The organism is Actinomyces timonensis (assembly GCF_040702965.1).
GTDB classification, from domain to species: Bacteria; Actinomycetota; Actinomycetes; order Actinomycetales; family Actinomycetaceae; genus Actinomyces; species Actinomyces timonensis_A.
The window spans coordinates 762,851-787,255 of sequence record NZ_CP159989.1 but is presented as its reverse complement, the minus strand read 5'-3'; the positions used below and the strand labels follow the sequence as shown (position 1 = coordinate 787,255).

Genomic DNA, 24,405 nt, shown 5'->3' with positions numbered 1-24,405 from the left:
ATCAGACTCTATCCTCCCAGCCAACTCCCAGGTAAACCCGGGGCACGCGCGCGCCGAGACGGGTGACGATCTCATAGTTGATGGTGCCGCATGCGCCGGCCCACTCATCCGCGGTCGGGATGCCCGCCGGATCAGCGCCATCGCCCCACAGGACGGCGGTGTCACCGGCACGGGCCGGAGCCTCATCCCCGGCGGCGCCATCGACGGGGGCCGCGGGCCCGAGGTCGATGACCATCTGGTCCATGCACACGCGGCCCACGATCCTGGTGTGGATCGGGGTCGGGGCGGCGCCGTCGTCGGCGCTGGCTGATGAGCGGGCCGGGGAGGGGATCACCGTGACGGGGGCGCCGGAGGCCGCGCGCGGGATGCCGTCGGCGTAGCCGAGGGGGACCAGGCCGATCCAGCGGCTGGTGGGAGCGGTCCAGGTGCCACCGTAGGATACTGCTTGGCCAGCGAGGATGCGCTTGACGAGCGTCAGGGGGGCTTCCAGGCGCATGGCGGGGCGCAGCCCGAGCTCGGCGCTGGTGGCGACGGCGGGGTCGGGCGAGAGCCCGTAGAGCCCGATACCCGCGCGCGCGAGGCCGAGGCGCGCGCCGGGGTGCCAGAGCAGCCCGCCAGTGGCCGCGAGGTGGCGGACGACAGGCGCGAGCCCCGCCGCGGTGACGACGGCGTCGGCGGCGCGGAAGCGGGCCAGGTGGTCCTCGGTGGAACCGGAGCGGGGCTCGTCGGCGCGCGAGAGGTGGGACCACAGGCCGACGACGGCGAGGCTCCCGGCGCGCTCGGCCTCGGAGAGGGCGGACGCCAGCGCGGGGGAGCTCGGCGTCGGTCGCGCCGGCGCGGGACATGCCGGTATCGGCCTTGAGGTGGACGCGGGCGGCGCGCCCCTCGGCGTCGGCAGCGGCCGCGATGGCGCGGGCCTGGTCGGGGGTGGAGACGGAGAGGTCGAGGTCGGCGGCGATCGCCGCGCGCAGGGGGGAGGCCGGGGCGGCGGCGCCCTCCGGGGTGAGGACGGGGGCGAGCCAGGTGAGGATGCGCGGAGCGCCCGGCGTCGGTAGTGAGCGGAGCGCGGGGGCGGGGCGCGCGGTGCCCGTGGCGTCGAGGAGGGAGCGCAGGTGGAGCGCCTCGGCGAGCTGGGCGACGCCGAGCCAGGTGGCGCCGGCGCCGAGGCAGGCGCGCGCGACGGGCTCCAGGCCGTGCCCATAGGCATCGGCTTTGACGACGGCCATCCAGGGGGTGCCGGCGGCCCGGGCGAGGACGCCGGCATTGTGGGCGATGGCGCCGAGGTCGATGACGGCCCGGGAGGTGGTGGCGGGGACCGGCGGTGCGGTGGGAGGTGCTGTCGCGCTCACGCCGCGATTCTCCCACTCCCCTTTCATCGAGACCGGTCGAAAATAGGAGCGAGACCGGTCCGCGGACCGGTCTCGCTCCTATTTTCGACCGGTCTCGGCGAGGGCGCGGAGGCGCTGGCGGGCGCGAGGGAGGTGATCAGCGACGTCGAGGGCCGCGATGGGGCGGCCCTCATGCCCCCGCCCCGACGCCTCCCCGCTGGCCAGGCGGCCGGCGTCGGCATGGAGGCGCACGGCCGCGGACGCCGCGAGCGCGACCGCGTCCCCCAGGGGCAGGCCCGCCGCGCCGATGCCGGGCTCACCGCGCTGACGGCCCTCACCGCGCTCGCGATCGGCGCGCACGGCCGCGAGCACCGCCCCGAGGGCGCCCGCGAGAACGTCCCCGCTTCCCGCGGTCGCCAACCAGCCCGGCCCGGCGTCGAGCGAGAGCAGGGGCCCGCCGCCGGGGCGCGCGATGAGCACGGGCACGGCTTTGAGGATCACCGTCGCCCCGGTCGCCTCGGCGAGCCCTCGCGCGGCCGAGGCGGGGGCGGCCTCGACCTCCTCACGCGTCGTCGGCAGCCCGAGGCCGCTGAGGAGAGCGGCGGCCTCCCCCGCGTGAGGCGTGAGGACGTGCTCTGGGCCGCAGACGAGCCCCTCGATGAGCAGATCGGGCAGGAGCGGGAGCGCCCCGGCGTCGATCACCGACCACTGGCGCTCGCCGCTCCCCCGGCGCAGCGCGGCGCGCAAGACGCCGCGCACCTCCTCGGCCCGGGGCTGATCGGCGGGATGAGTGCCGGGACCGACGACGATCGCCTGGCACCTCCCAGCAGCGGGGACCGCCTCGGGGCGGGAGGCGAGGACGAGGTCGACGGCCCGCCGGGGCGCCTGGACACGGGCCATGCCGGCGCCTGCTCGGATGGCGCCGCTGACGGCGAGCACCGCGGCCCCGGGATAGGCCTCGCTCCCCGCGTGGAGGCCGACGACGCCGCGCGTGTACTTGTGGTCGGCGGCGCCGGGGGCGCGCAGGAGCGCGGCGAGCAGCACCGGGTCGGGGGCCGAGGCGAGGGGCTCGCTCCCCGCCGGCACCGGCAATCCGAGATCGACGACGTCCACGCGCCCGCTCAGGGGCGCGGCGGGCGGCAGGAGGTGGGCGCCGCGCGGGCAGGTGAAGGTGACGGTGCGGTCGGCGGCGAGCACGGGGCCCGGCAGGGCGCCGTCGTCCACGCCGACGCCGGACGGGACGTCGACGGCGAGGACGCGGAACGCCCGTTCCCCGGGCGCGCCCGCGGCGCCGAGGGGCACGATGAGCGCGGCGGCTGGCGGGCGCAGGGGCCCGCTGGCGCCGATGCCGGTGAGCCCGTCGATGACGAGGTCGGCCGCGGCGCCGCCGACGACGGGTGCGGGGGTGGGGGCGACCGCGACCGTGACCCCGGCGGCGCGGGCCTCGCTCAGCGCCGGCCCGTGCGGGTGGTCGGTGGCCAGTCGGGCCTCCACGCGGGCGCCGCGGCGGGCGAGGAGGGCCCCGGCGAGGAGGGCGTCGCCCCCGTTGTGCCCTCCGCCGGCCAGGACGAGGACCCGGCTGCCGGCGACCGCGCCGCGCGACTCGCGCAGCTCGGCGAGGCAGGCGCTGGCGACGGCGTGGGCGGCCCGCCGCATGTACTGGTCGGTTCCGGTGGTCAGCGGGGCCTCGGCCCGTGCGATAGCCCGAGCCGGGTGAGCGTCGCGGCGGGCGAGCGTGAGGATGGTCGCGGGCTCGGCGGCCTCGGGGACGCGGGCGTCGCTCATGGCAGTGGTCATGCGCCCATCCTCGCCCGCAGCGGGTATCTCATGCCAGGGGATCCCTGGGAGGCGTGACGATCCGAGACGCCGCCCAGGGCACGCGCTCTGAGCGGCGTTGGACGGGAGCGGAACGGCTGGCGGTGGCGCGCCCCTCCTCACTCCACGGTGACGGACTTGGCCAGGTTCCTGGGCTGGTCGATGTCCAGTCCCTTGGCGCCCGCGAGCGCGGCGGCGAAGATCTGCAGCGGGACCACGGTGAGCAGCGGCGCCATGAGGGTGGGAGTGGCGGGGATGCGGATGATGTGCTCGGCGAAGGCGTCGACGGCGTCGTCCCCCTCCTCGGCCACCACGATGGTGCGCGCGCCGCGAGCGCGGATCTCCTGGATGTTGGACAGGACCTTGTCGTGCAGGACGGGGCGGCGCGGGGTGGGCACGATGACGAAGACCGGCAGCCCCTCCTCCACGAGCGCGATGGGCCCGTGCTTGAGCTCTCCCGCCGCGAAGCCCTCGGCGTGGACGTAGGCGAGCTCCTTGAGCTTGAGCGCGCCCTCGAGCGCCACCGGGAATCCCACATGGCGGCCCAGGAACAGGAAGGAGGAGCGATCCGCGAGCTCGGCGCCCAGCGCCCGCACCGCGGTCTCCTGCTCATCGAGGATCCACTGGACCTTCTCGGGCATCTCGCCGAGCTTGGCGAGGTAGTCGGACACCTCGTCGGGCCACTTGTTGCCGCGCAGCTGCGCCAGGTAGAGGCCCAGGAGGTAGCAGGCGGTGATCTGGGCGAGGAAGGCCTTCGTGGAGGCCACCGCGACCTCGGGCCCGGCGTGGGTGTAGAGCACCGCGTCGGCCTCGCGGGCGATGGTGGAGCCGTAGGTGTTGACGATGGCGAGCACGCGGCTGCCCTGCTCGCGGGCGTGGCGGATGGCCTGGATGGTGTCCATGGTCTCCCCGGACTGGGAGACCGCCACGGTGAGGGTCTTCTCGCTCACGACGGCGTCACGGTAGCGGAACTCGTGGGCGAGCTCGATCTCCACCGGCACGCGGCACCAGTGCTCGATGGCGTACTTCGCGACATGACCGGCGTAGGCGGCGGTGCCGCAGGCGATGACGATGATCTTGTCGACGCTGCGCAGGACCGCGGGGTCGATGCGCATCTCGTCGAGCTGGATCTCGCCGCGCTCGTCGACGCGCCCCCGCAGGGTGTCGGCGACGGCGGCGGGCTGATCGTGGATCTCCTTGTCCATGAAGGTCTCGTAGCCGCCCTTGACGGCCGCCGAGGCGTCCCAGGACACCTCCCAGCGCTTGGGCTCCACGACGCCGCCGTCCTTGTCCCACACGGTGACCGAGTCGGGGCGCAGGAGGAGGATCTGATCGTCGTCGACCTCTGCGGCGCGGGAGGTGAAGGCCACGAAGGCGGCGACGTCGGAGCCCAGGAAGTTCTCGCCGTCGCCCAGGCCGATGACCAGCGGGCTGGAGCGGCGGGCGGCGACGATCGCCTCGGGCGCCAGGGGCGTGACGGCCAGGAGGGCGAAGGCGCCTTCGAGGCGCTCGGTGACGGCGCGCATGGACTCCACGAGGACCCGCGCGGGATCGGCCGAGGGATCGGCGGCGGTCGCCTCGGCCAGGCGGGCGGTGAAGTCCATGTCGAGGATGTGGGCGGCGATCTCGGTGTCCGTGTCGGACAGGAGCGCGCGGCCCGCCTCCTCGACCTCGGCGCGCAGGGCGCGGAAGTTCTCGATGATGCCGTTGTGGACGACGGCGATGCTGCCGGCGCGGTGCGGGTGGGCGTTCTCCGTCGTCGGCCCGCCGTGGGTGGCCCAGCGGGTGTGGCCGATGCCGGCGGTGGCGGGAGCGGGCGGCTCGGCCGCGAGGGCGGCGCGGAGGTTCTCGAGCTTGCCCGCCGCCTTGGCGACCTGCATCCCGGACGGGCCGACGAGGGCGACGCCGGCGGAGTCGTAGCCGCGGTACTCCAGGCGGCCCAGGCCGTCGAGGAGGACGGAGAGGGTGCGCCCCTCCTCCTCTGGGGTCGCTGCGGAGGAGATGACGGGGGCGAGGGGGCGGACGTGCCCGACGATTCCACACATGGGGTGATCGAATCATGAGTGGAGCGCTCAGGAAAAGATCATCCGCCGGGTCTTCTGTGATTCACGGCAATCGACTGCGCGGACCTGAGCGCGATCTTGACGCATGCGTCAGACTTGGGCAGTGACCTCCTCGCTCTCCCCCTACATCGAGTTGTCGCGCGAGCAGTGGCGGGCCCTGGCCTCCTCCACCCCCCTGCCCCTGACGCAGGACGACGTCGTCAAGCTCCGCGGCCTGGGGGACCCCACGGACCTCACGGAGGTCGACGCCGTCTACCGCCCCCTGACCGCGATCCTCCAGGACTACATCCTCACCTCCCGGGAGCGGGCGCGCCGCACGGCCGATTTCCTGGGCGTTGATACCCGCCCCACGCCCTTCGTCATCGCGGTGGCCGGATCGGTCGCGGTCGGGAAGTCGACGGCAGCCCGCCTCATCGCCCACCTCCTGGCTCGCTTCCCGGGCACGCCTCGCGTGGACCTGGTGACTACCGATGGGTTCCTCCTGAGCAACGCCGAGCTGGAGGCGCGCGGGCTCATGTCGCGCAAGGGCTTCCCCGAGTCCTACGACCGGCGCGCGCTCGTGGACTTCGTGGCCGCGGTGAAATCCGGGGCGCCCCGCGTGGAGGCCCCCGTCTACTCCCACAAGGTCTACGACATCGTCCCGGGTCGCAGCGTCATCGTCGAGAGGCCCGACGTCCTGGTCCTGGAGGGGCTCAACGTGCTCCAGCCCGCGCCGAGGGGACGCGCGGCCGCCGAGCACCCCGATGAGCCGGGAGGCCACCCGATGGCCTCCGCGCTGGCGGTGTCGGACTTCATCGACTTCTCGATCTACGTCGACGCCGATCCCGCCGATATCCGCCGCTGGTACCTGGAGCGCTTCCTCACCCTCAAGCGCACCGCCTTCAATGACCCGGACTCCTACTTCCAGCGCTTCGCGTCGATCCCCGATGACATCGCCCTGACGGCGGCCAGTGGGATCTGGGAGTCGGTCAACCTGGTGAATCTGCGGGAGAACATCGCCCCTACCCGTGGGCGGGCGACCCTCGTGCTGGTCAAGGGGCCCGATCACCACATGCGCCGCGTGCTGCTGCGCAAATCGTGAGCCCGTCGGGCGCGGGGCCCCGGCGCGATGCCGGGGCCCCGCGCCCGCCTCCACGACTCGGCTCAGAGCGCGAGGCGCTCCTTGACGACGCCGGCGAGGCGGCCGGCGACGGCGTCGGCCCGCTCCTGGGTGGCGGCCTCCACCATGACCCGCACGAGGGGCTCGGTGCCCGAGGGGCGCAGGAGGACCCGCCCGGTCTCGCCGAGCTCGGTCTCAGCGGCGGCGACGGCGTCCTGGACGCCCTGGTCCGTGCCCGCGGCGCCCTTGTCCACACCCTTGACGTTGATGAGGGTCTGGGGCAGGCGGGTGACGATGCTGGCGAGCTCGGCGAGGCTCTTGCCGCTGCGCTTGACGCGGGCGGCGATGTGCAGGGACGTGAGCACGCCGTCACCGGTGGTGGCGTGGATGGTGTCGATGACGTGGCCGGACTGCTCGCCGCCGAGCGTGTAGCCGCCGGCGAGCATCTTCTCCAGGACGTAGCGGTCGCCCACGCCGGTCTGGACGGTGCGGATGCCGTGGTCGCGCATGGCCAGGATGAGGCCCAGGTTGCTCATGACGGTGACCACGAGGGTGTCGGAGCCGAGCGTGCCGTCGGCTTTCATGCCCAGCGCCAGCAGGCCCATGATCTGGTCGCCGTCGACGAGGTTGCCGTCGGCGTCCACGGCGAGGCAGCGGTCCGCGTCACCGTCGTAGGCCACGCCCATGTCCGCGCCCACGGAGGGCACGTAGCGCTGGAGCTGCTCGGGGTGGGTGGATCCGCAGTCGGCGTTGATGTTGAGGCCGTCCGGGGAGGCGTTGATGACGATCACCTCGGCTCCCGCCGCGCGCAGGGCGGCGGGGCCCACGGCGCTGGCGGCCCCGTTGGAGGCGTCGACGACGATCCGCAGGCCCGACAGGTCCGTGGCCACGGAGTCGACCAGGTGGTTGATGTAGTTCTGGTCAGCGACCGTCTCGCCCTTGATGACCCGGCCGACGTCAGCGCCGGTGGGGCGGTCCTCGACGCCCCCGAGCAGGGCCTCGATCTCATCCTCGACGGCGTCCTCGAGCTTGTAGCCGCCGCGGGCGAAGAACTTGATGCCGTTGTCGGGGAAGGGGTTGTGGGAGGCGGAGATCATGACGCCCAGATCGATGTCCTGGGTGGCGGTCAGGTGGGCGATCGCCGGGGTGGGCAGGACGCCGACGCGAGTGACGTCCACGCCGGAGGAGGCCAGGCCCGAGCTGATGGCGTGGTCGAGGAACTCGCCGGAGGCCCGGGTGTCGCGCCCGACGATCGCGCGGGGGCGGGCGCCGCGGGAGCGCGCGCGGGCCTCCTTGGTCAGCACGCGGGCGGCAGCCTCGCCGAGCTGGACGGCGAGGGCGGGGGTGAGCAGGTCGTTGGCCAGGCCCCGAACGCCGTCGGTGCCGAAGAGTCGTGCCATGGATGGGCTCCTCTCGTGTCTGGATTCCGAGGATCATCCTCCCACTGTCCGCCGCCTCGCGCACCGGCAATGGCGCTGTCAGCGCGCCAGCGCATGACGAGCATCGCCCCGTCGGCCTCGCACGAGAGCGGGCGGACGGGGCGACGTCGTCGGTGAGGCGGCGGCGTGGGGCCGCCGACTCGGGACGGATCAGCGCTTGGAGTACTGCGGGGCGCGGCGGGCCTTGTGCAGACCGGCCTTCTTGCGCTCGACGATGCGGGCGTCACGGGTCAGGAAGCCGGCCTTCTTGAGGGCCGGGCGGTTGGCCTCGCGGTCGATCTCGTTGAGGGCGCGGGCGATGCCCAGGCGCAGGGCGCCGGCCTGGCCGGAGACGCCACCGCCGTTGATGCGGGCGACGACGTCGAAGCGGCCCTCGAGGTCGAGGATCGTGAAGGGGGCGCGCACGAGCTGCTGGTGCAGCTTGTTGGGGAAGTAGTCCTCCAGAGTGCGGCCATTGAGCGTCCACTTGCCGGTGCCGGGGACGAGCCGGACGCGGGCGACGGCCTCCTTGCGGCGGCCAAGGCCCGCCCCGGGAGCGGTGATGGACTGCCCGCGGCCCTCCACAGAGGTGCCGCCGGTCTCGGTGGTGTAGCTGGAGGGGGCGTTCTCCTCATCCAGCGCGTCGATGTCGACAGTGGTCTCAGCCACGATGTGTCCTTTGCTTGTCGCGGGGTGCCGAGCGCTGGAGCGCTTACTGGGCGACCTGGGTAATCTCGAAAGCCTGCGGGTTCTGCGAGGCGTGCGGGTGCTCGGGGCCGGCGTACACCTTGAGCTTCTTGAGCTGGGCGCGGCCGAGCTTGGTGTGAGGCACCATGCCCTTGATGGCCTTCTCGACGGCGCGCTCGGGGCGGGTCGCCAGCAGGTCGCGGTAGGAGACGGCCGTCAGACCACCCGGGTAGCCGGAGTGGCGGTAGGCGAACTTGCGGTCAGCCTTGCCGTTGGTGAGGGCCACCTTGTCGGCGTTGATGATGACGACGTAGTCACCGCAGTCGGCGTTGGGCGTGAACTGCGGCTTGTGCTTCCCACGGAGCAGGTTCGCGGCCTGAGCCGCGAGGCGGCCGAGAACGACGTCGGTGGCGTCAATGACGTACCAGTTCTTCTCGACGTCGCCGGGCTTCGGTGTGTACGTGCGCACGGGCGTTGCCTTCGTTTCTCTTGGCGAGCGGTCACGCCGATGAGCGTTGAAGCATCGCTGTTCGACGGGACCGCCATGGTCAGGTGAGGTGGTCGGAGCACTCGCGCCCCGGGGCGAGTGGGATGGCACCGCGGTGGCGCGTTCAGCGTGCTGCACGACGGTTGCTCACACTACCGGCGCTTGTCAGGGGGGTCAAAAGGAGGGGCCGTGCTCCTGCCGTGAATCCCGCCACGCCCGCTCCCGCCCCTCGTCACCGAGACCGGTCGATATCACGATCGAAACCGGTCGCGCATCCACAGCCCGACCGGGACGGAGCGAGCATCGCCGTCCCTGTGGACGGTGAACCGGTCTCGCTCCTGTTTTCGACCGGTCTCGCTCCTGATTTCAACCGGTCTCGGCGCAGGGGGCGGGGAGGGTTCGCAGGGCCCTCGCGCGCTCGGCCCGGGCGGCCAGCTCGTCATCCGCGGGGTAGCTCACCCGCTCCAGGGTGAGGCCATGGGCGGGGGCGACCGGCGCCGCGGCGTCCCGGCTCGCGCTCAGGAGGATCCGCGCGGGCCAGTCCTCGTCCCTGCGCCCCTGGCCGACCGCGAGGCAGGCGCCCACGAGAGAGCGCACCATCGAGTGGCAGAAGGCGTCGGCGACGACGTCGAGCACCACGAGGCCCTCATCGGCCCCATCGCGGCCAGTGGCGCCACCGGGGACGCGAGACCACTCCAGGCGCTTGAGCGTCCGGATCGTCGTGGCGCCCTCTCGGGGCTTGCAGTAGCCGAGGAAGTCGTGCTCGCCGAGCAATGGCGCGGCAGCGCGGCGCATGGCCCCGACGTCGAGGGCCTCGGGGATCCACAGCGCGCTCCCCCGCCGCCCGGGGTCCCACGACCCGGCACCGGGACCGCCGTCGGCGACCCGGTACCGGTAGGCGCGCTCCGTGGCGGAGAAGCGCGCGTCGAAGCCCTCGGGCGCGATTCGCGCGCCGGTGACGACGACGTCGCTGGCGCCACGCGGGACGGGGCCGGTCAACCCGACCTCAGCAGCCGCGCGGGCCTGGCGGGCCAGGACCCCGGCCAGGCGGGTGAGCAGGGCCTCCTCGGGGCGCCGCCCGGAGCGTCCGGGCACTGCCCGCCACGCGGCCAGCGGCACGTCAAGGTGGACGACCTGTGCGGCGGCGTGCACGCCCGCGTCGGTGCGCCCGGCGACGGTCAGGCGCACGGGGACGCGCAGGACCGTCTCGAGGGCGCCGGTGAGCTCGCCCTCGACGGTGCGCAGGCCGGGCTGGGCGGCCCAGCCGGCAAAGCCGGCGCCGTCGTAGGCGAGGTCAAGGCGGAGGCGGACCAGGCCCCCCACTGCGTCCCCCACCGCCCCGAGGTCATCCCGCACATGCGGCGAGCCACCACGCACCCTCATCTTCACCCGCGGAATTCTACTCGGGCCCTCGCCCGCACCATGGGCGCGCACGCATGCCGCGGTGAGCACCGCGTTGACAAAGATGACACCGTCCCTGTCTCCTCAGGGCTGGGTCAGCCCTGAGGAGACAGGGACGGTGAGATGGTCACGCGTGCGCGCAACCAGGTGTCACCGGCGGCAACGACGCAGGAGCAGGAGACCACCGGCAGCCAGAAGCCCGCCCGCCGCCATCACGAGCAGGATGGACGAGCCCGTGCGGGCGAGGCCGCGATCCTGTGACGCGGACGGCGCCTGGTCACCGGGCGCCGAGGAGGGGGAAGCGGCGGCGGTAGGAACGGCCTGCCCCGTTCCCTCGGCACGGGGCTCCTGGGGCCCACTCGGCGTCGCGGACCCGCCCGGAGCAGGCGTCGCGCCCGGTGCCGGAGTCGCGTCCGGCTCCTCCCCCTCTGGGCGGGTGGGCGCCGGATCGCTCTTGTCGAAGTAGAGGCTCTCCAGGGCGTAGAGCTGGGAGGAGGCAGGGCGAATACCCATCTGCTCAGCGAGGTACTGCGCCAGCATGAGGTGCCCGGCGTGGTTGAGCACCCCATCGTTCCACCACAGGGAGTCCAGCGTCGGGTACTCGTGCTTCATCTGCGCCATCCACTGGGCGGCATCAATCAGGTGAACGCCTTCGGAGGCCGCCAGCTCACGCATCGCCTGGGCGTAAGGAGCCACCTGATGGCCGGTCTGCGGCGGGGTCACGAGGACCACCACCGCGCCGTCACCCCTCGCCCGCTCCACCAGGGAGGCGAGGTTGGAGCGGAAGTCCTCCACAGAGGACTCGGTGAGCGTCCCACGGTCCAGGACCTCGGGCGCCGCCATCAGCACTGCGGGTCGTTGAGACTCATCCAAAGAGCGGTACTCGGCCAGCAGATCGGCGCTGGAGGAACCCGCACGACCACGGTTGACCACGAATTTCATCCGGCGCACCAGGGATGAGCGGTCGTAGTCCCATCGGAGCACCTCGTCGAGGAGCTCGACGTAGCCTCGCGTGAACACAGGCGCACCCGCCTCAGGCACTCCCTGGGTCGCGCGCCCGCCCAGGAAGAGCCAGGAGCTGGGGGCGTCGTTGGCGACCAGCGGGCGCAGGTCGCCTTGCAGCGGCGTCACACCGTTGCCTGGCAGCATCTGGTGCTCCTCGGCGCGCAGCTGACGGTCGTAGACCGCTGCGTAGGCGACCTCTCCGCGCAGGAACAGGGCCCCACCGGGCGCGGCCGAATCCTTGCGCGCCCCCACGGTCACCTCGCGGGCTCCCAAGAGGTCGGGCGCCAGGGCGGCACTCTCATCCAGGGTCAATGCCCGCAACGGGGAGCCGTCAACGTAGGAGCGGATCGCGGAATGGGTCAGCGTCACGGAGACCGTGTGCCAGTTCCCGTCGCGCAGGCCCCCTCCCACGGTGTAGTAGGCGTCCCGCTGCCCGAGGTTGCCGTTGACGCGGAGCTGACCGTTGCTCAGCACCTTGAGCTCGACCTTTTTGGAGCCGTCTGGGTTCACGGCGCTGAGCAGCACCTCCTCGGTCGCCGACGCTCCCAGCTTGACCCTCGCCACGAAGGTCGCCTCCTCGGCCTCAGCGAGCCACGGCACCTGGTGCGTCTCGACCCCGCTGCCATCACCGCTCATCGTCCGGTTGAGGTTCAGGCCCAGACGCGCGTCAGCGGGCGCACGGGTCTCATCTTGCTTCAGCACGCCCGGATCCGCCCAGCGCAGCTTGTCAACGGTCAAGGCCTGCGGGCTCGCCTGGGCCAGCGCGCTGGAAGCGTCGAGCAGTCCCAGGTTTCCCAGCAGGAACTGCGCCCACATGAGGTGCCCGCGCTCGTTGGGGTGGATGGGGTCGCCCATGAGCGCGCTGTTGATCTGCTGCCCGCCATTGGCCTCCTTCCACATCCGCGCCACGTCCACCAGGATCGTGCCAGTCTCCAGCGCGACCTCGCGCACCACCGCGAAGTACTCGTCCAGGTTGGTGTTGAAGTCGGGTTTGGCGGTGTAGTTCTGGGTCTGCAGGACCGGGATGCCGCCCTGCTCCCGGACCTTGGCGACCGCAGAGCGCAGGTTCGCCCGATACTGCTCGATCGGGGTGAGCGCGGGACGCGTACGGCCGTCATTCATGCCGACCGACATGATGACCACCTGCGCGCGGTGCCCGAGCACCCACGAGTCGAAATAGCTCATGAGGTTGCCACTGGTGGCTGAGGAGACACCCGTGTTGATGATGGTGTCGTTGGCGCGGGGGCGCCCGTGCGCACCAGCGGTACGGACATAGTCGTGGACGTAGTCCGTGAAGCGGTTGAGCCCGTGGCTGTGCAGGACGCCCTGGGTGATCGAGTCTCCCGTGAGCACCCAGGTCATCGGCTCAGGACGCGAGACTCGCCGCTGCAAGGTCGCGAAGTCCTCCAGCCCCGCGTTGCGAACGGCCCATTGAGCGGCCGTCGTCGGCGCGTCAGCCCTGACCTCCTCACTGGTGGCGCTAGCCCCCGGTGGCTCAGCCGCAGCATGCGCCGCGGGGACCAGCAGGCCGCCGGAGAAGAGCAGTGCGGCAGACGTGATCAAGGCAGGAGCCCAACGGGCTCGGGAACGGGGTGGGGTCATCGTGCGTCCTTTCTCTGAGAGGCGCCATCGCCTAGGACTGTGGGAGGCACAGCGTCGTGCCAGAATCTGCGACGCGCGACCACGCGAGCCGACGTCACAGGCATCATACATCTGACCACCGAGACCGGACCCCCACCGTGCGGGTACCGTCACACCATGACCAACCCCACGACCCTCACCGTCGACTGCGGGGGCGGCGGCATCAAGGCCTCCGTCCTCGACGCGGAGGGGACCATCTGCTCTCGCGCCGTGCGCACGCCCACCCCCTACCCGCTCCCACCGATGAAGCTGGTGGAGACGATCGCCGGCCTCGCCGAGCAGCTGCCCCGGGCCGGCCGGGTCACGGTGGGGATGCCGGGGATGCTCCGCCACGGCGTCGTCGTCGCCACCCCGCACTACATCACGAAGGACGGCCCGCGCTCCAAGGTGCTCCCCGAGCTCGCCGAGGCGTGGCGCCGCTTCGACATGGGCGCGGCCATCGCGCAGCGCCTCGGCCTGCCCTCGCTCATCCTCAATGACGCGGAGGTCGCCGGCGCCGGAGTCGTCACCGGCCACGGCCTTGAGATGATCGTGACCCTGGGGACGGGCCTGGGCAACGCGGTCTTCGACAACGGCGTCCTGGCCCCGCATGTCGAGGTCTCCCAGGGCCCCGTCCGCTGGGGGCTCACCTACGACGACTACATCGGCGAGCACGAGAGGCTCCGCCTGGGGGACGCCCACTGGTCGCGCAGGGTACGCCACGTCGTCGACGGCCTGCGCCCCATGTACCTGTGGGACCGCCTCTACCTCGGGGGCGGCAACTCCCGGAGGATCACGGCGCTCCAGCTCGCCCGCATGGGCGACGACGTCGTCGTGGTGCCCAATGAGGCGGGGATGACCGGCGGGGCGCGCTGCTGGACCATGGCTCGCCCCTGAGCCCAGCCGCACCTGGCGACTCCCGCGACCAAGGCGGGCCGATCCGCCCGCCTGCTGCAAAGGCGCGAGGGGCCCACCCGGATGATCCGGGTGGGCCCCTCGTGTCAGTCCGGCTCAGCTCTCACCGGCCGGGACCGTGCGGGGATCAGGCGCGGCGCCCGCGACGAACCAGGAAGACACCGCCACCGATGACGGCGCCCGCGATGAGCGCCGGGGCCACGATGCTGGCACCGGTCTTGGCCAGCGAGGGCTTGGAGGCGGGCTGCCTGGTGGACGGGGCCGGGGCAGCGGGGGCCTTGGGAGCCTGCGCGCCGGGCTGCTGCGGGGCCGGGGCAGCGGCCTCGGTGGTGGCCGGAGCGGTCGGATCCGCCGGGGCGGGAGCGACCGGAGCGGTCGGATCCGCCGGGCCGGCCGAGTTGGAGCCCGGGGCCTCGGTGGTGGCCGGGGCGCTCGGCAGCGGGGCCGGGGCGGGGGCCGTGGCGTCAGGCGCCGACGGCGTCGGGGCGGGGGTGGTCTCCTCGGGAGCGGTCGGCGCGGTGGCCGTGGGCGACGGAGTCGTGGTCTCCGGGGCGGAGGGGGCCGCGGTCGGCGCGGTGGCCGTCGGCGTCGGAGTCGTGGTCTCCGGGGCGGAGGGGGCCGCGGTCGGCGCGGTGGCCGTCGGCGTCGGAGTCGTGGTCTCCGGGGCGGAGGGGGCCACGGTCGGCGCGGTGGCCGTCGGGGTCGGGGTCGGGGCCGGGATGGCGTTCTTGCCGCCCTGGGCGTTGCCGAAGCCGGCCTGGGTGGCGGTGATACCGCTGCGCGAGAAGGTCTGGCCGTTCACCGTGGCGGTGTTGGCCTGGGCGGCCTTCGTGGGCTCAGTCGTGGTGTAGAAGCGGACGCGACACACGGAGTCAGCGGACGGGGCGTCGAACTCGACCTGCTCCTTGGGCCAGCCGGGGGCGACCTTGACGTTGGCAACGCCCTGGCCCGCCTGCCAGGAACCGGTGGTGCACAGGACGGAGTTGTCGACGTAGTTGGCGCCCGGGTCCTTGACGACCCAGTGGGTGTTCTTGGCGCCGCCGGTGTTCTGAGCGCGCACCTCCCACATGAAGACGTACTTGCCCTGCTCGTTGACGCCGTTGAACCAGCCGGACTTGAAGGGGTTGGCCTCGGGGTAGTTGGGCTTGACGCCGTCGCAGGCGGCGTCGCAGGTGCCGTCGCCGTCGGAGTCGCCGAAGACGATGGGCGCGGTGGTCGGGCCGACCTTGACGGTGCTCTGCTTGCGCTCGATGCCCTTGTTGTTGATCTGGGCCTGAGCGGTGAGCGTGCCGTCGGTGAGCTTGTCCCACTTCTCCGCGCCGGCGGTCAGGGTACAGGTCATGTCCTGAGAGCCGACGGCGAACGTGCAGTTGCCGACGTCGGAGCCGTCCTGGTCGAGGAGATCGAAGCCGAGCGAGCCGGACCACTCCAGGCCCTCACCGAGCTTGACGGCGAAGGAGTCCCCGGCCTTGGGGGCGTCGGCCTCCCACTTGGCCTGGAGGCTGACCTTGTCCCAGGCCTCAACGGCGGCGCCGTTGACCGGGCGCTGGCGGGCCTCGGAGGTGACCTTGACGTCGGTCACCTTGATGTTGCTGGAATCGGCGGCCTGAGCCTGCGTGCTCACGGCGGCGGGAACGAAGGCGCCTGCGGCGACAAGCGCGCCGGCGGCCAGAGCGGAAGACCGTCTCATGACTCTCCTCATGCGAAAAAGGGACTGGTATGGCTGATCTGGGCACACCGCGCCTCAAGCGCGGTCACACGCCCAAACTAACGGATTGAGAGGCGGATGTCTCGCCTATGTCACGGATTAACTGACGGGTCACATCTCCATAACGAGGTGGCGCGCCATCGCAGGTCAGCAAGATTCCGCGAAATAACGGAGGGCTGGGAGCCTCGCGGCCTCCAGCCCTCCATAACTATGCGATACGAATCACATGCGTGCGCCTCAGGCGTCGACCTTCTGCGCGGCCGCGCCACCGGCGGGGGCGAAGCCCGCGGCCTCGGCCTCCTCCACGGTGGCGAACCAGACCTCGGCGACCGTGGCGTCGTACCAGCGCGAGCCGGGGACGTGATACTTCATCGAGTCCTCGTTGCCCTTGATGCGGTGCTCGTCGTCGGGAGCGTCGGAGGAGCCCTCGTCGAGGCGGACGGCGCCGGCGAACGCGGCCTTCTCCGCCTTCGGGCTGGCCTCCTTAGCGGCGGGCGCGGCCTTGGCGTCCGCGTCCTTCTCGCCCTTGGCCTCGGCGACGGCATCCTGCGCGGCCTTCTTCGCGGCGGACTTGGCGGTCTTGACCGCGTCCTCGACGACAGCCTTCTTGGCCACCGGCTCGAGCACGAGGGAGATGACGGCCATGGGGGCGTTGTCGCCCTTGCGGGGGGCGGTCTTGATGATGCGGGTGTAGCCGCCGTCGCGGCCCTCCATCTTCGGGGCGATCTCCTCGAAGAGGCGGTACACGGCGTACTTGTCCGTGATCTTCTTCATCACGGTGCGACGGGCGTGGAGGTCCCCGCGCTTGCCCTTGGTGATGAGCTTCTCGGCGTAGGGGCGCAGGCGGCGGGCGCGGGCCTCCGTCGTCGTGATGGACTCGTGGATGAAGAGCTGCCGGGCGAGGTTGGCCAGCAGGTGGCGCTCATGCTGGGCGGAGCCGCCCAGGCGGGGTCCCTTGGTGGGGCGAGGCATTGTTGTCTCCTAGATCGTGACGAGCCGGGGCTCAGGCCTGCTCGTCGCTGAAGGTGGGGTTGGTGTAGTCGTCCTCGGCGAGGTAGTCGAGGGGGGAGCCCTTGAGGGACAGGCCCAGCTCGGCGAGCTTGTCCTTGATCTCGGAGATCGACTTGGCACCGAAGTTGCGGATATCGAGCAGGTCCGCCTCGCTGCGCGAGACGAGCTCGCCGACCGTGTGGATGCCCTCGCGCTTGAGGGCGTTGGAGGAGCGCGCCTGGAGGTCCAGCTCATCGATCATGAGGGCGAGGTCCTGCTGGAGGGCCTGGTCCATGGGCGACGGGCCCACCTCGATGCCCTCGGCCTCGACGTTGAGCTCGCGGGCCAGGCCGAAGAGCTCGACGAGGGTCTTGCCCGCCGAGGCGAGCGCGTCGCGAGGCGTGATGGAGGCCTTCGTCTCGACGTCGACGATGAGTCGGTCGAAGTCGGTGCGCTGCTCGACGCGGGTGGCCTCGACGGCGTAGGAGACCTTCTTGACCGGCGAGTAGATGGAGTCGACCGGGATCCGGGAGATCTCCGCGTTCGGGTCCTTGTTCTGGTTGGCCGAGACGTAGCCGCGGCCGCGCTCGACGGTCAGCTCGATCTCCAGCTTGCCCTTCTCGTTGAGGGTCGCGATGACCAGCTCGGGGTTGTGGACCTCGACGCCGGCGGGCGGGGTGATGTCGCCGGCGGTGACGGCTCCCGGGCCGGACTTGCGCAGGTACATGACGACCGGCTCGTCGTTCTCACTGGAGAGGACGATCTCCTTGATGTTGAGGATGATCTGGGCGACATCCTCCTTGACCCCGGGGATCGTGCGGAACTCGTGGGGGACCCCGTCGATGCGCACAGAGGTGACCGCCGCGCCCGGGATGGACGACAGCAGTGTGCGGCGCAGGGAGTTGCCCAGCGTGTAGCCGAAGCCGGGCTCGAGGGGCTCGATGATGAACCGCGCGCGGCGGTTCTCCTCGACGACCTCCTCCGTGAGAGTGGGACGCTGTGCGATGAGCACTGTCGGTTTCCTTTCGTCGCGGCGCCCGCTATATGACGCCGTTCCTCATGGTTCTCGCCGCAGGGCCCGGTGCTACCGGGGCGGCGGCCCCGCGCGACGGGGCGGTGCGCGGGCCGACGGCGCCCGCCGCGCCGGGAGGGAGGGCGGGGCGCCGTCGAACCGGCCGTATCAGACGCGGCGGCGCTTCGGGGGGCGGCAGCCGTTGTGGGCCTGGGGGGTGACGTCCGTGATGGAGCCGACCTCGAGGCCGGCGGCCTGGAGGGAGCGGATCGCGGTCTCACGGCCGGAGCCGGGGCCCTTGACGAAGACGTCGACCTTCTTCATGCCGTGCTCCTGGGCACGGCGCGCGGCGGCCTCGGCGGCCAGCTGGGCGGCGTAAGGGGTGGACTTGCGGGAGCCCTTGAAGCCGACCTGGCCGGAGGAGGCCCAGGCGATGACGGCGCCCGCCGGGTCCGTGAGGGACACGATGGTGTTGTTGAAGGTGGACTTGATGTAGGCGTTGCCGTGGGTGACGTTCTTCCGGTCCTTACGACGCGGCTTGCGCACGGCGGTGCGGGTCTTCGGAGGCATTCTTCCTTCTTCTTCTCAAGATCGGGTTGCGCGGCGGGCATCGGCGCCCGGGCCGCGGCTCAACTGTTACTTGGCCTTCTTCTTGCCGGCCACGGTGCGCTTGGGGCCCTTGCGGGTGCGCGCGTTGGTCTTGGTGCGCTGGCCGTGCACCGGGAGGTGACGGCGGTGGCGCAGGCCCTGGTAGCAGCCGATCTCGACCTTGCGACGGATGTCGGCCTGGACCTCGCGGCGCAGGTCGCCCTCCACCTGGTAGGTGGAGTCGATGTGGCCGCGCAGAGCCACGAGCTCGTCCTCGGTAAGGTCCTTGACGCGGGTGTCGGGGTTGACGCCCGTCGCCTTGAGGGTCTCGTCCGCGCGGGTGCGGCCGATCCCGAAGATGTAGGTGAGCGCGACCTCGACCCGCTTCTCGCGGGGGAGGTCGACGCCGGAAATGCGTGCCACGGTGGTGGTTCTCCTGTGTGCTCCCGGAGGTCGTCACCCACCTCCCCCGCCTCCTTCGGGCGGCCCCGGCCTCCAGGAACCGGGGGTTGCGCAGTGCCGGCCGGCAGGGCTCGGCGCTGATCGCTGGGATGGGTGCTGGTGGTGGCCACGGATCGCGTGGCCGGTGCGCGGGGCCTCAGCCCTGGCGCTGCTTGTGCCGCGGGTTCTCGCAGATGACCATGACACGGCCGTGGCGACGAATCACCTTGCAGTTGTCACAGATCTTCTTGACGCTCGGCTTGACCTTCATGATTGTCCTCCGCCGGCCCGGGGCCGACTTGTCACTTGTACCGATAGACGATGCGACCACGGGTCAGGTCGTAGGGGCTCAGCTCCACGACCACACGGTCCTCGGGGAGGATGCGGATGTAGTGCTGCCGCATCTTTCCGGAGATGTGCGCGAGCACGACGTGCCCGTTGCTCAGCTCCACCCGGAACATCGCGTTCGGAAGGGCCTCGACGACCGATCCCTCGACCTCGATGACGCCGTCCTTCTTAGCCATGTTCCTCCGTCGGTTCTCTCGCTCGAGTTCTCCGGCGACGACGCCGCCGGCTGGGCGCGCACGCCCCGGCCCGGCCGGAGGGCTCGGGTCAGGAGCGCTGGGCGCACCAAGGGTCAACGATACGGCACCTCGATACCGCGCCACCACGCGGGAAGGGGCTCCCGGCCGGTGTTCCCTGACACATCGGCGAACGTGCTCGGCGGCGGCGGGCGGGGGGCGTCGAGGCGCGCTCAACCGCGCTCGGGCAGGGGGCGGGGCTCGATGCCGAAGGGCGCCAGGCCCTCGGCCCCGCCGTCGGGAGCGGTCAGCACCCACACTCCCCCGGGCACGATCGCGACGGTGTGCTCCCACTGGGCGGCGCGCGAGCCGTCCCGGGTGACGACCGTCCAGCCGTCGTCGAGCTCGCGGACCTCGGGCCCGCCGGAGGTGAGCATCGGCTCGATGGCCAGCACCATGCCGGGGCGCAGCCTGGGCCCCTTGCGCTTGATCGAGTAGTTGAGGACGTCGGGGGCCTGGTGCATGGCGGTACCGATGCCGTGGCCGACGTACTCCTGGAGGATGCCGAGCCGGGCATCGGGAAGGCCCTGGCGGGCGGCCTCGACCAGGGCGCGGTCCACGGTGGCCTCGACGGCGTCGCCGATGGCGTTGAGCCTCGCGGCGTGCCCGCTCGTGAGGCCCTCGGCGGCCCGGGCGACGGCGGCGATCGCCTCCCACAGGGCCTGTCGGGTGGTGGTGTCCAGGAGGCGATCGGACGCCGAGGCGTACTGACCGCCGACCACGGTGGTGAAGGCCGCGTCGCCGTGCCACTGCTCGCCGCCGTCGAGGATGTAGGCGCCGCAGTCGAAGGTGACGAGGTCGCCCTCCTTCAGGACTCGTGGCCCGGGGATGCCGTGGACGACCTCGTCATTGACCGAGACGCACACCGTGGCCGGGTAGTCGTGGTAGCCCAGGAAGTTCGAGTGGGCGCCGGCGGCCTCGATGGTCGCGGCGCACACGGCGTCGAGCTCGGCGGTGCTCACCCCCGGGCGGGCCGCCTCTCTCAGGGCGGCGTGGATATCTGCGACGACGAGGCCCGCTCGCCGCATGAGCCGGACCTGGTCCGGGGTCTTGATCTCGATCTGCTCGCGCGCCAGCACCGCGCCCCCCTTCTCTCACACGCAGTGGCGCGGGCCCGACCGGTCCCGCGCCACTGAGGATCGCCCGCTCAGGCCCTGACGCCCGCCGAGGCGAGGGCCGTCATGATGCGCTCGGTGACCTCGTCGACGTCGCCGATGCCGTCGACGCGCACGAGGAGGCCCTTGGCCTCGTAGAGGGCGGCCAGCGGCTCGGTCTGCTCGGCGTAGACCTCGAGGCGGCGCCGGATGACCGGCTCGGTGTCGTCGGCGCGGTTCTGCTCGGTGGCGCGCTTGAGGAGGCGTTCGACGACCACCTCGGAGTCGGCGGTGATCTCGAGGACAACGTCGAGGGCGAGGCCCTCGGCAGCCAGCATGGAGTCGAGCTCGTGGACCTGGGCCTCAGTGCGCGGGTAGCCGTCGAGGAGGAAGCCGGAGGCGGCGTCGTCGGCGGCGATGCGGTCGGCGACCATGGCGTTGGTGACCGAGTCGGGGACGTACTCGCCCTTGTCCATGTACTCCTTGGCCTTGAGACCGAGCTCGGTGGCGCCGGCCACGTTGGCGCGGAAGATGTCGCCGGTGGAGATCGCCGGGACGGACAGGCGCTCGCTGATGCGGGCCGCCTGGGTGCCCTTGCCTGCCCCCGGAGGGCCGAGGAGGACCATGCGTGCGCTCATGAGAGGAACCCTTCGTAGTGTCGCTGCTGGAGCTGGGAGTTGATCTCCTTGACAGTCTGGAGGCCGACTCCCACCATGATGAGGATAGTCGTGCCGCCGAAGGGCAGGGACGCCGACAGTCCCAGCTCGATGACCGCGAGGGTCGGCAGCAGCGCGAGGACCACGAGGTAGATCGAGCCGACGACGGTGACCCGGTTGATGACGTAGGAGAGGTACTTCACGGTGGGCTCGCCCGCGCGGATGCCGGGGATGAAGCCGCCGTACTTCTTCATGTTGTCCGCGATCTCCTCGGCGTTGAAGGTGATCGCCGTGTAGAAGAAGGTGAAGAAGAGGATGAGCAGGCCGTAGGCGACGAGGTAGATCGTGTCCGTCTGACGCAGGTTCTGACCCACCCAGGCCGCCCAGGAGCTCCGCGGGGAGAACTGGGAGACGAGCTGGGGCATGGCCAGGATCGAGGAGGCGAAGATGACGGGGATGACGTTCGCCGTGTTGATCTTGATGGGGATGTAGGTGGTGGAGCCCCCGTACTGGCGCCGCCCGATCATCCTCTTGGCGTACTGCACCGGGATGCGCCGGGTGCCCTGCTCCACGAAGATGACGGCGATCGTGGCCACGAGGATGACGGCGATGACGAGGGCGAACTTCGAGACGCCGCCGCTGCCGGTGAGGATCGAGCCGAGGTTCTGCGGGAAGCGCGCGACGATCGAGGTGAAGATGAGCAGCGACATGCCGTTGCCGATGCCGCGGTCCGTGATGAGCTCGCCGAGCCACATGATGAGGCCCGTGCCGGCGGTCATGGTGACGATCATGAGGGCGAGGTTGACCGGGCTGCTGTCCGGGATGACGGGCACGTTGCAGGTGGGGAAGAGCTGGCGGTTGGCGGCCGTGGCCACGATGGTGGCGGACTGCAGGACGCCCAGGCCGATCGTCAGGTAGCGGGTGTACTCGGTGAGCTTGGCGGTGCCGGACTGGCCCTCCTTGTGGAGCTCCTCGAAGCGGGGGATGACCACGCGCAGGAGCTGGATGATGATGGAGGCCGTGATGTAGGGCATGATCCCCAGCGCGAAGACGCTCAGCTGCAGCAGGGCGCCGCCGGAGAAGATGTTGATGAGGCTCAAGAGGCTCGCGTCGTCGGCCTGGCCGACGCAGGTCTGGACGTTCTTCAGGCTCACGCCCGGCGTCGGCAGGACCGAGCCCAGGCGGAACAGGGCCATGATGCCGAGGGTGAAGAGGAGCTTCCTCCTCAGGTCAGGCGTCTTGAATGCCTGGACGAAGGCGCTGAGCACGCGGTCTCCTGTGAGCTCGGGGAATCGGCGTCGGATGGCCCGGATGCGGGCGCGACGGCGGACGCGCAGGCGCGCGCCGGGCTCACACTACCCCGGAGCAGGGGTGCCCTTCGAGGCCGTGACCCTTTCGGAAGGCAAGGCGTACATCACGCGCCCGGCTCCCCGCCCCGTCCCCCTCCCCATCCCCCTCCCCTCGCCGAGACCGGTCGAAATCAAGAGCGAGACCGGTCGAAAACAAGAGCGAGACCGGTTCGGGCCCAGGAGCTCCTCCTCCCCCGCCCCCGGGCCGCGCCCACCCGGGGCGCGACGGCTGGCCCGCCGGCGGCACGAGGCCCCGGTGAGGTGGGCCGAAACCCGCCCTCACCGGGGCCTTGCCTTGCTCGCTTGGAGCAGATCAGGTGTCTGATCAGGCCTCGGAGAACTCGATCGTGCCGCCAGCGGCCTCGATCTTCTCCTTGGCGGAGGCCGACCAGGCGTCAGCCTTGACCGTCAGCTTGACGGAGACGTCCCCGCCGCCGAGGACCTTGACCAGGTGCCCGTGGCGCACGGCGCCAGCGGCCACGAGGTCGGCCACCGTAACCGTCCCTCCGGAGGGGAACAGCTCGGCGATGCGGCCGACGTTGACCGGCTGGAACTCCACGCGGTTCGGGTTGCGGAACCCGCGGAGCTTGGGCAGGCGCATGTGCAGCGGCATCTGGCCGCCCTCGAAGCCGGGGCGCACCTGGTACCGGGCCTTCGTGCCCTTGGCGCCACGACCGGCCGTCTTGCCCTTGGAGCCCTCACCGCGACCCACACGGGTCTTGGCCTTCTTGGCTCCCGGGGCGGGGCGGAGGTGGTGCAGCTTGACGACTCGCACCTTCTCCGTCCCGGACTCAGCGGCCTTCTCAGAGGCCTTCTTGGTGTCTGCCATCTCAGACCTCCTCAACGGTCACGAGGTGGTGCACCGTCGCGATCATGCCGCGCACGGTGGGGGTGTCCTCGCGAACAGTGGACTGGCGGATCTTGCGCAGGCCGAGGGACTTGAGGGTCTCGCGCTGGCGGTGGGTGCCACCGATGCCGGAGCGGACCTGGGTCACCTTGAGCTGCTTCGTGCTCGCGGTCTTGGTGTCAGCCATCACGCCTCCACTCCTTCAGCGGCCTTCTCGGCCTCCTTCTTCTCCGCCTCGGCGCGCTTCTCAGCCTCTCCCTCGGCGCGGGCCCGCAGCATAGACTGCGGGGCGACGTCCTCCAGGGGCAGGCCGCGGCGGGCGGCAACCGTCTCGGGCTGCTCGAGCCTCTTGAGCGCGTCGACCGTCGCGTGGACGATGTTGATCGCGTTCGAGGAGCCGAGCGACTTCGACAGGATGTCGTGGATGCCGGCGCAGTCCAGCACGGCGCGCACCGGGCCGCCCGCGATAACCCCGGTACCGGGGGAGGCCGGGCGCAGGAGGACGACTCCGGCGGAGTCCTCGCCCTGGACGAGGTGGGGGATGGTGCGGCGGATCATCGGGACGCGGAAGAAGTTCTTCTTCGCGAACTCCACGGCCTTGGCGATCGCGGCGGGCACCTCCTTCGCCTTGCCGTAGCCCACGCCGACCGTGCCCTCGCCGTCACCGACGACGACCAGCGCCGTGAAGGTGAAGCGGCGGCCGCCCTTGACGACCTTGGACACGCGGTTGATGGTGACGACGCGCTCGATGTACTTGTCGTCGTTGCCGCGGCCGGAGTTGCGGTCACGGCGGTCATTGCGGTCACGACGGCCGCGGCTCTCGCCACGGTTCTCGTCGTTGCGGGCCGAGCCGTCGGACGACGCGGACCTGTCTCGCTGCGGTGCAGCCATCAGATTCTCCTTTGCTTTCTCGTCGTCTCAGCGCTCAGAGCGCCAGGCCGCCCTCGCGGGCGCCGTCAGCGACGGCGGCGACGCGGCCGTGGTACTTGTTTCCACCGCGGTCGAAGACGACCGCCTCGATGCCCAGGGCCTTGGCGCGCTCGGCCACGAGCTCGCCGACCTTGTGGGCGGCGCCGACCTTGTGACCCTCGACGCCCTTGCAGGCCTCCTCGAGGGTGGAGGCGGAGCACAGGGTGTGGCCGATGGTGTCGTCGACGACCTGGGCGACCATGTGGCGGTTGGAGCGGGTGACGACGAGGCGCGGCCGCTCGGGCGTGCCATTGACGTGCTTGCGCACGCGCTGGTGGCGGATCTTGCGGGCAATCGCCTTGGACTTGCCCCTCTTGATCGAGTAAGCCATG

Annotated in this window: 23 protein-coding genes and 1 pseudogene; 2 read left to right on the top strand and 22 right to left on the bottom strand. The window is 71.5% G+C overall.

Annotated elements, in window-relative coordinates:
* Nucleotide 1 precedes the first annotated feature (1 nt).
* The 3 genes and pseudogenes from alr to glmS all read right to left on the bottom strand — a co-directional run bounded on the left by alr (nt 2) and on the right by glmS (nt 5,188).
* Nucleotides 2-1,376: pseudogene (gene alr / locus ABXS69_RS03435) on the bottom strand (alanine racemase).
* 51 nt (nt 1,377-1,427) lie between these two features.
* Nucleotides 1,428-3,125, bottom strand: coding sequence for an NAD(P)H-hydrate epimerase (locus tag ABXS69_RS03430; RefSeq protein ID WP_366181175.1), 1,698 nt, complete (start codon nt 3,123-3,125; stop codon nt 1,428-1,430).
* Between the two features lie 137 nt (nt 3,126-3,262).
* Nucleotides 3,263-5,188 (bottom strand): glutamine--fructose-6-phosphate transaminase (isomerizing), encoded by a 1,926-nt coding sequence (glmS, locus tag ABXS69_RS03425; RefSeq protein WP_366181174.1) that lies wholly within the window; start codon nt 5,186-5,188, stop codon nt 3,263-3,265.
* A 121-nt stretch (nt 5,189-5,309) separates the two neighbouring features.
* Between glmS and coaA the strand changes: the two genes are divergently transcribed.
* A complete protein-coding gene (gene coaA, locus ABXS69_RS03420; protein WP_366181173.1) occupies nt 5,310-6,287 on the top strand; it encodes a type I pantothenate kinase in 978 nt (325 codons plus the stop codon).
* A gap of 62 nt (nt 6,288-6,349) precedes the next feature.
* On the opposite strand, the gene glmM is transcribed toward coaA, so the two are convergent.
* The 5 genes from glmM to ABXS69_RS03395 all read right to left on the bottom strand — a co-directional run bounded on the left by glmM (nt 6,350) and on the right by ABXS69_RS03395 (nt 12,866).
* Nucleotides 6,350-7,705, bottom strand: a complete 1,356-nt coding sequence (gene glmM / locus ABXS69_RS03415; protein WP_366181172.1) for a phosphoglucosamine mutase — start codon at nt 7,703-7,705, stop codon at nt 6,350-6,352.
* Between the two features lie 189 nt (nt 7,706-7,894).
* Nucleotides 7,895-8,392: a 30S ribosomal protein S9 gene (gene rpsI, locus ABXS69_RS03410; protein WP_366181171.1), complete on the bottom strand. Its 498-nt coding sequence runs from the start codon at nt 8,390-8,392 to the stop codon at nt 7,895-7,897.
* A 43-nt stretch (nt 8,393-8,435) separates the two neighbouring features.
* Nucleotides 8,436-8,879, bottom strand: coding sequence for a 50S ribosomal protein L13 (gene rplM / locus ABXS69_RS03405; RefSeq protein WP_017177291.1), 444 nt, complete (start codon nt 8,877-8,879; stop codon nt 8,436-8,438).
* 384 nt (nt 8,880-9,263) lie between these two features.
* Nucleotides 9,264-10,280 carry a tRNA pseudouridine synthase A gene (locus ABXS69_RS03400; RefSeq protein ID WP_366181512.1) on the bottom strand — a complete coding sequence of 339 codons (1,017 nt, stop codon included), beginning with the start codon at nt 10,278-10,280 and terminating at the stop codon, nt 9,264-9,266.
* Between the two features lie 168 nt (nt 10,281-10,448).
* A complete protein-coding gene (locus tag ABXS69_RS03395; protein WP_366181170.1) occupies nt 10,449-12,866 on the bottom strand; it encodes a GDSL-type esterase/lipase family protein in 2,418 nt (805 codons plus the stop codon).
* A 195-nt stretch (nt 12,867-13,061) separates the two neighbouring features.
* On the opposite strand from ABXS69_RS03395, the gene ABXS69_RS03390 reads away from it, so the two are divergent.
* Nucleotides 13,062-13,820, top strand: a complete 759-nt coding sequence (locus ABXS69_RS03390) for an ROK family protein (protein WP_366181169.1) — start codon at nt 13,062-13,064, stop codon at nt 13,818-13,820.
* A 145-nt stretch (nt 13,821-13,965) separates the two neighbouring features.
* On the opposite strand, the gene ABXS69_RS03385 is transcribed toward ABXS69_RS03390, so the two are convergent.
* The 14 genes from ABXS69_RS03385 to rplR form a co-directional block, all read right to left on the bottom strand.
* A complete protein-coding gene (locus ABXS69_RS03385) occupies nt 13,966-15,528 on the bottom strand; it encodes an Ig-like domain-containing protein (RefSeq protein ID WP_366181168.1) in 1,563 nt (520 codons plus the stop codon).
* 255 nt (nt 15,529-15,783) lie between these two features.
* Nucleotides 15,784-16,518, bottom strand: coding sequence for a 50S ribosomal protein L17 (gene rplQ / locus ABXS69_RS03380; RefSeq protein ID WP_366181167.1), 735 nt, complete (start codon nt 16,516-16,518; stop codon nt 15,784-15,786).
* A gap of 31 nt (nt 16,519-16,549) precedes the next feature.
* Nucleotides 16,550-17,548, bottom strand: coding sequence for a DNA-directed RNA polymerase subunit alpha (locus ABXS69_RS03375; RefSeq protein WP_080461926.1), 999 nt, complete (start codon nt 17,546-17,548; stop codon nt 16,550-16,552).
* A gap of 168 nt (nt 17,549-17,716) precedes the next feature.
* Nucleotides 17,717-18,118 (bottom strand): 30S ribosomal protein S11, encoded by a 402-nt coding sequence (rpsK, locus tag ABXS69_RS03370; RefSeq protein WP_017177296.1) that lies wholly within the window; start codon nt 18,116-18,118, stop codon nt 17,717-17,719.
* Between the two features lie 66 nt (nt 18,119-18,184).
* Nucleotides 18,185-18,559: a 30S ribosomal protein S13 gene (gene rpsM / locus ABXS69_RS03365; RefSeq protein WP_366181166.1), complete on the bottom strand. Its 375-nt coding sequence runs from the start codon at nt 18,557-18,559 to the stop codon at nt 18,185-18,187.
* Between the two features lie 175 nt (nt 18,560-18,734).
* Nucleotides 18,735-18,848: a 50S ribosomal protein L36 gene (rpmJ, locus tag ABXS69_RS03360; protein ID WP_005987264.1), complete on the bottom strand. Its 114-nt coding sequence runs from the start codon at nt 18,846-18,848 to the stop codon at nt 18,735-18,737.
* Nucleotides 18,849-18,879: 31 nt separating this feature from the next.
* A complete protein-coding gene (gene infA, locus ABXS69_RS03355) occupies nt 18,880-19,101 on the bottom strand; it encodes a translation initiation factor IF-1 (protein ID WP_111835832.1) in 222 nt (73 codons plus the stop codon).
* A 230-nt stretch (nt 19,102-19,331) separates the two neighbouring features.
* Nucleotides 19,332-20,237 carry a type I methionyl aminopeptidase gene (gene map, locus ABXS69_RS03350; protein ID WP_366181165.1) on the bottom strand — a complete coding sequence of 302 codons (906 nt, stop codon included), beginning with the start codon at nt 20,235-20,237 and terminating at the stop codon, nt 19,332-19,334.
* Nucleotides 20,238-20,305: 68 nt separating this feature from the next.
* Nucleotides 20,306-20,890, bottom strand: coding sequence for an adenylate kinase (locus ABXS69_RS03345; RefSeq protein ID WP_366181164.1), 585 nt, complete (start codon nt 20,888-20,890; stop codon nt 20,306-20,308).
* The gene (gene secY / locus ABXS69_RS03340; RefSeq protein ID WP_366181163.1) at nt 20,887-22,176 is read right to left on the bottom strand and encodes a preprotein translocase subunit SecY; all 1,290 of its coding nucleotides are present in this window, start codon (nt 22,174-22,176) and stop codon (nt 20,887-20,889) included. Before secY ends, ABXS69_RS03345 begins: the two co-directional genes overlap by 4 nt.
* 406 nt (nt 22,177-22,582) lie before the next feature.
* On the bottom strand, nt 22,583-23,086 hold the full coding sequence (gene rplO, locus ABXS69_RS03335; RefSeq protein ID WP_366181162.1) for a 50S ribosomal protein L15: 504 nt from the start codon (nt 23,084-23,086) through the stop codon (nt 22,583-22,585).
* A 1-nt stretch (nt 23,087) separates the two neighbouring features.
* Nucleotides 23,088-23,291, bottom strand: coding sequence for a 50S ribosomal protein L30 (rpmD, locus tag ABXS69_RS03330; RefSeq protein ID WP_017177303.1), 204 nt, complete (start codon nt 23,289-23,291; stop codon nt 23,088-23,090).
* Nucleotides 23,291-23,995 carry a 30S ribosomal protein S5 gene (gene rpsE / locus ABXS69_RS03325; protein WP_017177304.1) on the bottom strand — a complete coding sequence of 235 codons (705 nt, stop codon included), beginning with the start codon at nt 23,993-23,995 and terminating at the stop codon, nt 23,291-23,293. The genes rpmD and rpsE overlap by 1 nt, the downstream gene beginning before the upstream one ends.
* A 34-nt stretch (nt 23,996-24,029) precedes the next feature.
* Nucleotides 24,030-24,404, bottom strand: a complete 375-nt coding sequence (gene rplR, locus ABXS69_RS03320) for a 50S ribosomal protein L18 (protein WP_366181511.1) — start codon at nt 24,402-24,404, stop codon at nt 24,030-24,032.
* Nucleotide 24,405 lies beyond the last annotated feature (1 nt).

Coding starts and splice junctions, on each gene's coding strand:
- rplQ (WP_366181167.1), bottom strand. CDS start 16,518: ATGCCTCGCCCCACCAAGGGACCCCGCCTGGGCGGCTCCGCCCAGCAT.
- glmS (WP_366181174.1), bottom strand. CDS start 5,188: ATGTGTGGAATCGTCGGGCACGTCCGCCCCCTCGCCCCCGTCATCTCC.
- infA (WP_111835832.1), bottom strand. CDS start 19,101: ATGGCTAAGAAGGACGGCGTCATCGAGGTCGAGGGATCGGTCGTCGAG.
- rpsK (WP_017177296.1), bottom strand. CDS start 18,118: ATGCCTCCGAAGACCCGCACCGCCGTGCGCAAGCCGCGTCGTAAGGAC.
- ABXS69_RS03390 (WP_366181169.1), top strand. CDS start 13,062: ATGACCAACCCCACGACCCTCACCGTCGACTGCGGGGGCGGCGGCATC.
- glmM (WP_366181172.1), bottom strand. CDS start 7,705: ATGGCACGACTCTTCGGCACCGACGGCGTTCGGGGCCTGGCCAACGAC.
- ABXS69_RS03385 (WP_366181168.1), bottom strand. CDS start 15,528: ATGAGACGGTCTTCCGCTCTGGCCGCCGGCGCGCTTGTCGCCGCAGGC.
- ABXS69_RS03430 (WP_366181175.1), bottom strand. CDS start 3,125: ATGACCACTGCCATGAGCGACGCCCGCGTCCCCGAGGCCGCCGAGCCC.
- rpsE (WP_017177304.1), bottom strand. CDS start 23,995: ATGGCTGCACCGCAGCGAGACAGGTCCGCGTCGTCCGACGGCTCGGCC.
- ABXS69_RS03345 (WP_366181164.1), bottom strand. CDS start 20,890: ATGAGCGCACGCATGGTCCTCCTCGGCCCTCCGGGGGCAGGCAAGGGC.
- rpmD (WP_017177303.1), bottom strand. CDS start 23,291: ATGGCTGACACCAAGACCGCGAGCACGAAGCAGCTCAAGGTGACCCAG.
- rplR (WP_366181511.1), bottom strand. CDS start 24,404: ATGGCTTACTCGATCAAGAGGGGCAAGTCCAAGGCGATTGCCCGCAAG.
- rplO (WP_366181162.1), bottom strand. CDS start 23,086: ATGGCAGACACCAAGAAGGCCTCTGAGAAGGCCGCTGAGTCCGGGACG.
- ABXS69_RS03400 (WP_366181512.1), bottom strand. CDS start 10,280: ATGAGGGTGCGTGGTGGCTCGCCGCATGTGCGGGATGACCTCGGGGCG.
- rpmJ (WP_005987264.1), bottom strand. CDS start 18,848: ATGAAGGTCAAGCCGAGCGTCAAGAAGATCTGTGACAACTGCAAGGTG.